The organism is Klebsiella sp. MS 92-3 (genome assembly GCF_000195655.1).
In the GTDB taxonomy this organism is placed as follows: Bacteria; Pseudomonadota; Gammaproteobacteria; order Enterobacterales; family Enterobacteriaceae; genus Klebsiella; species Klebsiella pneumoniae.
On the sequence record NZ_GL882852.1, the window covers coordinates 30,643 to 36,810 of the forward strand.

Annotated in this window: 5 protein-coding genes; 3 read left to right on the plus strand and 2 right to left on the minus strand. The window is 56.1% G+C overall.

All coding sequences use genetic code 11. The features are described from left to right. On the minus strand, positions 1-1,050 hold a 1,050-nt coding region (locus HMPREF9538_RS04980; protein WP_009486032.1), incomplete at its 3' end, for an SDR family oxidoreductase. A 474-nt stretch (positions 1,051-1,524) separates the two neighbouring features. On the opposite strand from HMPREF9538_RS04980, the gene queE reads away from it, so the two are divergent. Then, on the plus strand, positions 1,525-2,196 hold the full coding sequence (queE, locus tag HMPREF9538_RS04970; RefSeq protein ID WP_002915210.1) for a 7-carboxy-7-deazaguanine synthase QueE: 672 nt from the start codon (positions 1,525-1,527) through the stop codon (positions 2,194-2,196). 40 nt (positions 2,197-2,236) lie between these two features. On the opposite strand, the gene queD is transcribed toward queE, so the two are convergent. Beyond that, positions 2,237-2,602 (minus strand): 6-carboxytetrahydropterin synthase QueD, encoded by a 366-nt coding sequence (gene queD, locus HMPREF9538_RS04965; RefSeq protein ID WP_004174641.1) that lies wholly within the window; start codon positions 2,600-2,602, stop codon positions 2,237-2,239. Between the two features lie 316 nt (positions 2,603-2,918). On the opposite strand from queD, the gene cysJ reads away from it, so the two are divergent. Next, a complete protein-coding gene (cysJ, locus tag HMPREF9538_RS04955; RefSeq protein ID WP_009486035.1) occupies positions 2,919-4,718 on the plus strand; it encodes an NADPH-dependent assimilatory sulfite reductase flavoprotein subunit in 1,800 nt (599 codons plus the stop codon). Continuing rightward, on the plus strand, positions 4,718-6,168 hold a 1,451-nt coding region (gene cysI, locus HMPREF9538_RS04950; RefSeq protein ID WP_009486036.1), incomplete at its 3' end, for an assimilatory sulfite reductase (NADPH) hemoprotein subunit. The genes cysJ and cysI, both read left to right, overlap by 1 nt.

Sequence of the window (6,168 nt, forward strand, 5' to 3'; positions counted from 1 at the left end):
GCGGTCGATGTAATCGGTAAAGCGCGGCGGTTTTGGCATCCCCATGCTCAGCAGCTTGTCGTTACTAAAGCGCACGTTCAGGGTGGCGAACGCGCCGTATAAGCGCATGGCTTTCAGCATCAGCCGCTCATTGCATGGCCCAAATATCCCTTTCAGTTCGCGTCTCATTTTGACCAGCGTTTCATAGCTCACCTGGGCGTACTTATCCCCCACCGGCGCCTGCTCCAGGGCCTGAGCCATCGCCCGGTCGATTTCGGCAAACTTCACGCTGTTCTCTTCGCCAGCAGAGATATGCACCACCTCGCCGTGAGCCAGAGGCTGGTTAAGCAGCATTAGCAGGGCGTCGGCGCAGTAGTCCACCGGGATAACGTCAATTCGGTCCTCCATGGAGCACATGAATTTCTGCAGCATCAGCCCCATGCTGAACACCCAGAAAATACTGCTGGAAGGCCGGCAGCCGTGATGGGTATGACCCACCACGATAGAGGGGCGGGCAATTACCAGCGGTAGCGTAGGGCAATGCTGCTGCATCAGCTGCTCGATGGTCGACTTCGAGTGGGTGTATTCCACCAGGTGCTCAGCGCGTTCCCGAAACTCCGCGCTTTCGGCGACCAGTGAATCCGGCTCAGGCGAACATGACATCGCTGTGCCGACGTGCAGAAAACGCTGCAGACCCTCAACCTGCGCCATCCGTTGCGCCAGGCGCAGCGTACCCTCAACGTTAACCTTCCAGATAAGCGGGTTGCTGCCAAATGAAGCGACAGCGGCGCAGTTGAGGATGTGCGTGACCTGATCGAGGCGCGGATCGTTAAGAAAATGCTCCGGAGAGGCGAGATCGCCCAGCAGGATATGCTGCTGGCGCAACATCGCCAGCTTCTCCTCGGCGATGTTGAACTTACGCATGTTCTCTTTAACCCGTTCGAGGCCAGCCTCGGGGCTATCAGCACGTACCAGCAGCAGCAGATCTAACCGGGTTTCCTGATGGAGTATTTTCTCTAACGCGGCACCGCCCAGAAACCCCGTAACGCCGGTAATTAATAATGTGGTCATAAACGCTATCTCATTATGGTTGGTCTGCGGGATTCTAGGCGGGCAAAAGTAAACGACAATTAAATAAAAAAGGGGCCCGATCAGGGCTTTATTAAGACCAGTTTAAGGTTATTATTACCGGGGGGTAGAATTGGACTCGCAGATCGGCCAGATAATTCACTCTTTCATGTATCAGTTTGTACATTACTGTATTTTAAGGTTTTTTATTTTGTTTCTTGGACCTTTTATTTTATCCTGAATGACAGGAATAACATTTTCTGTTACATATTTCCCCCCGCGCGTCAGAATGCTATTTATTTTAATTCTTACCATGCTAATAAACTAAGCCAAAAGAAAAGATTGCTTTTTTAATCAATAATATTATTCCCGACACGGATATTGACGGAGGGGTAAAAAAGCGATCGCAGCGCAGGACAAGACCTGGGCAGCGAAATCTGCGATAATGAACGTTTATCACCCGAAACAGAGATGACTATGCAGTACCCGATTAACGAGATGTTCCAGACCCTGCAAGGCGAGGGTTACTTCACCGGCGTGCCTGCCATCTTTATTCGTCTGCAGGGATGCCCGGTAGGATGCGCGTGGTGTGACACCAAGCATACCTGGGACAAGCTGGCCGATCGGGAAGTGTCGTTGTTCAGCATCCTGGCGAAAACCAAAGAGAGCGACAAGTGGGGCCCGGCAAGCAGCGAGGATCTGCTGGCGATTATTGGGCGGCAGGGGTGGACAGCCCGCCACGTGGTTATTACCGGCGGTGAGCCCTGCATTCATGATTTAACGCCGTTAACCTCGCTTCTGGAACAAAACGGCTTTAGCTGTCAGATTGAAACCAGCGGCACCCATGAAGTACGCTGCAGCCCCAATACCTGGGTGACGGTTTCCCCGAAGGTCAACATGCGCGGTGGCTATGACGTGCTGTCTCAGGCCCTGCAGCGGGCGGATGAGATCAAGCATCCGGTAGGGCGCGTCCGCGACATAGAAGCGCTGGACGAACTGCTGGAAACGCTGAGCGATGACAAACCGCGGATCATCGCCCTGCAGCCGATCAGTCAGAAAGAAGATGCGACGCGCCTGTGTATCGACACCTGCATCGCCCGCAACTGGCGCCTGTCTATGCAGACGCACAAGTATCTGAATATTGCCTGATAAAAAAGCCCGGCAGCGTACTGACCGGGCTTTTTTTCGCTTACTCGCCGCGATAGACGCAGCCGGCGGTGCAGGTCTCTTTGACCATCACGGCGCTCAGCAGCGGCACCCGCGGTTTCATCTCATCCCAGATCCATTTGGCCAGCACTTCGCTGGTGGGGTTTTCCAGACCAGGAATATCGTTCAGATAATAGTGGTCGAGGCGATCGTATGTCGGCTTAAAGGCGGCCTTCAGCTCGGCAAAATCCATGATCCACCCGGTATGGGGATCGACTTCACCGGTGATCTCCAGACGCACCATAAAGGAGTGGCCATGCAGGCGACCGCATTTGTGTCCTTCCGGGACGTGCGGCAGGTGGTGGGCGGCTTCGAAGGTGAAATCTTTAAACAGCGTGGTGGACATCATTGACTCTCAACAGGACGAAAAAAACCGCCGTAGGGTACCGGAAAGTACATTTTTTCGCATTAACTAAAACGGCCGTGAACAGAAAATGGACATGTTTATCTGCTTTATTTGATTTAATCTCTTATATTTCAATTGCTTATTTAATCGATTTTGTTGTTAATAACTACAACTAAAACAGGTTAGTCCATTTGGTTATTTATTATTTCCATCCCTTCTTTAATTGTTACTATGCCCGCCGTTAACCTTCTATTCTCTTCTGTTTTTGTCGCGCTGACAGGGTGCGAATAACAGCTTTGCTTACTGGAACAAACGACGCATGACGACACAGGCCCCACCTTCCAACTTGCTACCGCTCAACCCGGAGCAACTGGCGCGCCTTCAGGCGGCCACCACTGACTTCACGCCCACTCAGCTCGCCTGGGTATCTGGCTATTTCTGGGGCGTGCTGAATCAGCAGTCCGGCACGGCGGTAGCCGCCCCCGCCCCGGCCGCCGAGGTACCGACGATCACGCTGATTTCCGCCTCGCAAACCGGCAACGCCCGCCGCGTCGCCGAAGCGCTGCGTGACGATCTGCTGGCGGCGAAGCTGAACGTGAAGCTGGTGAATGCAGGCGATTATAAATTCAAACAAATTGCTGCGGAAAAACTGCTGGTGGTAGTGACGTCCACCCAGGGGGAAGGAGAGCCGCCGGAAGAAGCGGTCGCATTGCATAAGTTCCTGTTCTCTAAGAAAGCGCCGAAGCTGGACGGGACTGCGTTCGCCGTCTTTGGTCTCGGCGATACCTCTTATGAATTTTTCTGCCAGTCCGGCAAAGATTTCGACAACAAGCTGGCCGAGCTCGGCGCGGAACGTCTGCTCGATCGCGTCGACGCCGACGTTGAATATCAGGCCGCGGCCGCTGAATGGCGCGCGCGCGTGGTTGAGGCGCTGAAGGCCCGTGCGCCGGTCGCTGCGCCCGCTCAGCTGGCCACCAGCGGCGCGGTGAACGATATTCACACCAGCCCATATACCAAAGAAGCGCCCCTGACGGCGACCCTGTCGGTCAATCAGAAAATCACCGGCCGCAATTCAGAAAAAGATGTGCGCCATATCGAAATAGACCTCGGTGATTCCGGTCTGCGCTATCAGCCGGGCGACGCCCTGGGCGTCTGGTACCAGAACGATCCTCAGCTGGTGAAAGAGCTGGTGGAGCTTCTGTGGCTGAAAGGCGACGAGCCGGTGACCGTTGAGGGTAAAACTCTGCCGCTGTCGGAAGCCCTGCAGTGGCATTTTGAGCTGACGGTTAACACCGCGACTATCGTTGAAAACTACGCCGCCCTGACGCGCAGCGAATCGCTGCTGCCGCTGGTGGGCGACAAAGCTCAGTTGCAGCAGTATGCCGCCGCGACGCCGATCGTCGATATGGTCCGTTTCTCTCCAGCGCAGCTGGACGCTGAGGCGTTAATCGGTCTGCTGCGTCCGCTGACGCCGCGCCTGTATTCTATTGCTTCCTCACAGGCGGAAGTGGAGAGCGAGGTGCATGTCACCGTGGGCGTGGTGCGCTATGAAATTGAAGGCCGCGCCCGGGCTGGCGGTGCCTCCAGCTTCCTCGCCGACCGCGTGGAAGAGGATGGCGAAGTCCGTGTCTTTATCGAACACAACGACAACTTCCGTCTGCCAGCCAATCCGGAGACCCCGGTGATCATGATTGGCCCGGGCACCGGTATTGCGCCGTTCCGCGCCTTTATGCAGCAGCGCGCTGCGGACGGAGCGCAAGGCAAGAACTGGTTGTTCTTCGGCAACCCGCACTTCACCGAAGATTTCCTCTATCAGGTGGAGTGGCAGAGCTATGTGAAGGAAGGTCTGCTGACCCGTATCGATCTGGCCTGGTCCCGCGATCAACAACAAAAAATCTATGTGCAGGACAAACTGCGCGAGCAGGGGGCCGAGCTGTGGCGCTGGATCAATGACGGCGCCCACATTTATGTCTGCGGCGACGCCAATCGTATGGCGAAGGACGTGGAAAACACCTTACTGGAAGTGATTGCCGAATACGGCGCGATGGACGCCGAAGCGGCGGACGAATTTTTAAGTGAGCTGCGCGTTGAGCGCCGTTATCAGCGAGATGTCTACTAATGAGCGAAAAACATCCGGGGCCTTTAGTGGTCGAAGGTAAACTGAGCGATGCCGAGCGCATGAAGCTTGAGAGCAACTACCTGCGCGGCACCATTGCGGAAGATTTAAACGACGGTCTGACCGGCGGTTTTAAAGGCGATAACTTCCTGCTGATCCGTTTCCACGGCATGTACCAGCAGGACGATCGCGATATCCGCGCGGAGCGCGCCGCCCAGAAGCTGGAGCCGCGTCATGCGATGCTGCTCCGCTGCCGTCTGCCGGGCGGGGTGATCACCACCACCCAGTGGAAGGCGATCGATAAGTTTGCCGCTGAGAACACCATTTACGGCAGTATTCGCCTGACCAACCGGCAGACCTTTCAGTTCCACGGCATTCTGAAAAAGAACGTCAAGCCGGTGCATCAGATGCTGCACTCGGTGGGGCTGGACGCGCTGGCCACCGCCAACGATATGAACCGTAACGTGCTGTGCACCTCCAACCCGTACGAGTCGCAGCTGCACGCTGAGGCCTACGAGTGGGCGAAAAAGATCTCTGAGCATCTGCTGCCGCGTACCCGCGCTTATGCCGAGATCTGGCTGGATCAGAAAAAGGTCGCCACTACCGACGAAGAGCCGATCCTCGGCCAGACCTATCTGCCGCGTAAGTTTAAAACCACGGTGGTGATCCCGCCGCAGAACGATATCGATCTGCACGCCAACGACATGAACTTCGTGGCGATCGCCGAAAACGGCAAGCTGGTGGGCTTTAACCTGCTGGTGGGCGGCGGTCTCTCTATCGAACATGGTAACAAAAAAACCTACGCCCGCACGGCGAGCGAATTCGGTTATCTGCCGCTGGAGCATACGCTGGCGGTGGCGGAAGCGGTTGTGACCACCCAGCGCGACTGGGGCAACCGTACCGACCGTAAGAATGCGAAAACCAAGTACACCCTTGAGCGCGTCGGTGTCGAAACCTTCAAAGCGGAAGTGGAGCGCCGGGCAGGCATTAAGTTTGAGCCGATCCGCCCGTACGAATTTACCGGCCGCGGCGATCGCATCGGCTGGGTGAAGGGGATTGATGATAAGTGGCACCTGACGCTGTTTATTGAAAACGGCCGCATTCTCGATTATCCGGGTCGTCCGCTGAAGACTGGCCTGCTGGAGATTGCTAAGGTCCATCAAGGCGAATTCCGCATCACCGCTAACCAGAACCTGATTGTCGCCAGCGTACCGGAAGATCAGAAGGTGCGGATCGAGAAGCTCGCGCGGGATCATGGTCTGATGAATGCCGTCACCCCGCAGCGCGAAAACTCGATGGCCTGCGTCTCCTTCCCGACCTGTCCGCTGGCGATGGCGGAAGCCGAGCGTTTCCTGCCGTCGTTTATCGACAAGGTGGAAGGGGTGATGAGCAAGCACGGCGTGAGCGATGAGCATATCGTCACCCGCGTCACCGGCTGCCCGAACGGCTGCGG

Coding starts and splice junctions, on each gene's coding strand:
- queD (WP_004174641.1), bottom strand. CDS start 2,602: ATGATGTCCACCACGCTGTTTAAAGATTTCACCTTCGAAGCCGCCCAC.
- queE (WP_002915210.1), top strand. CDS start 1,525: ATGCAGTACCCGATTAACGAGATGTTCCAGACCCTGCAAGGCGAGGGT.
- cysJ (WP_009486035.1), top strand. CDS start 2,919: ATGACGACACAGGCCCCACCTTCCAACTTGCTACCGCTCAACCCGGAG.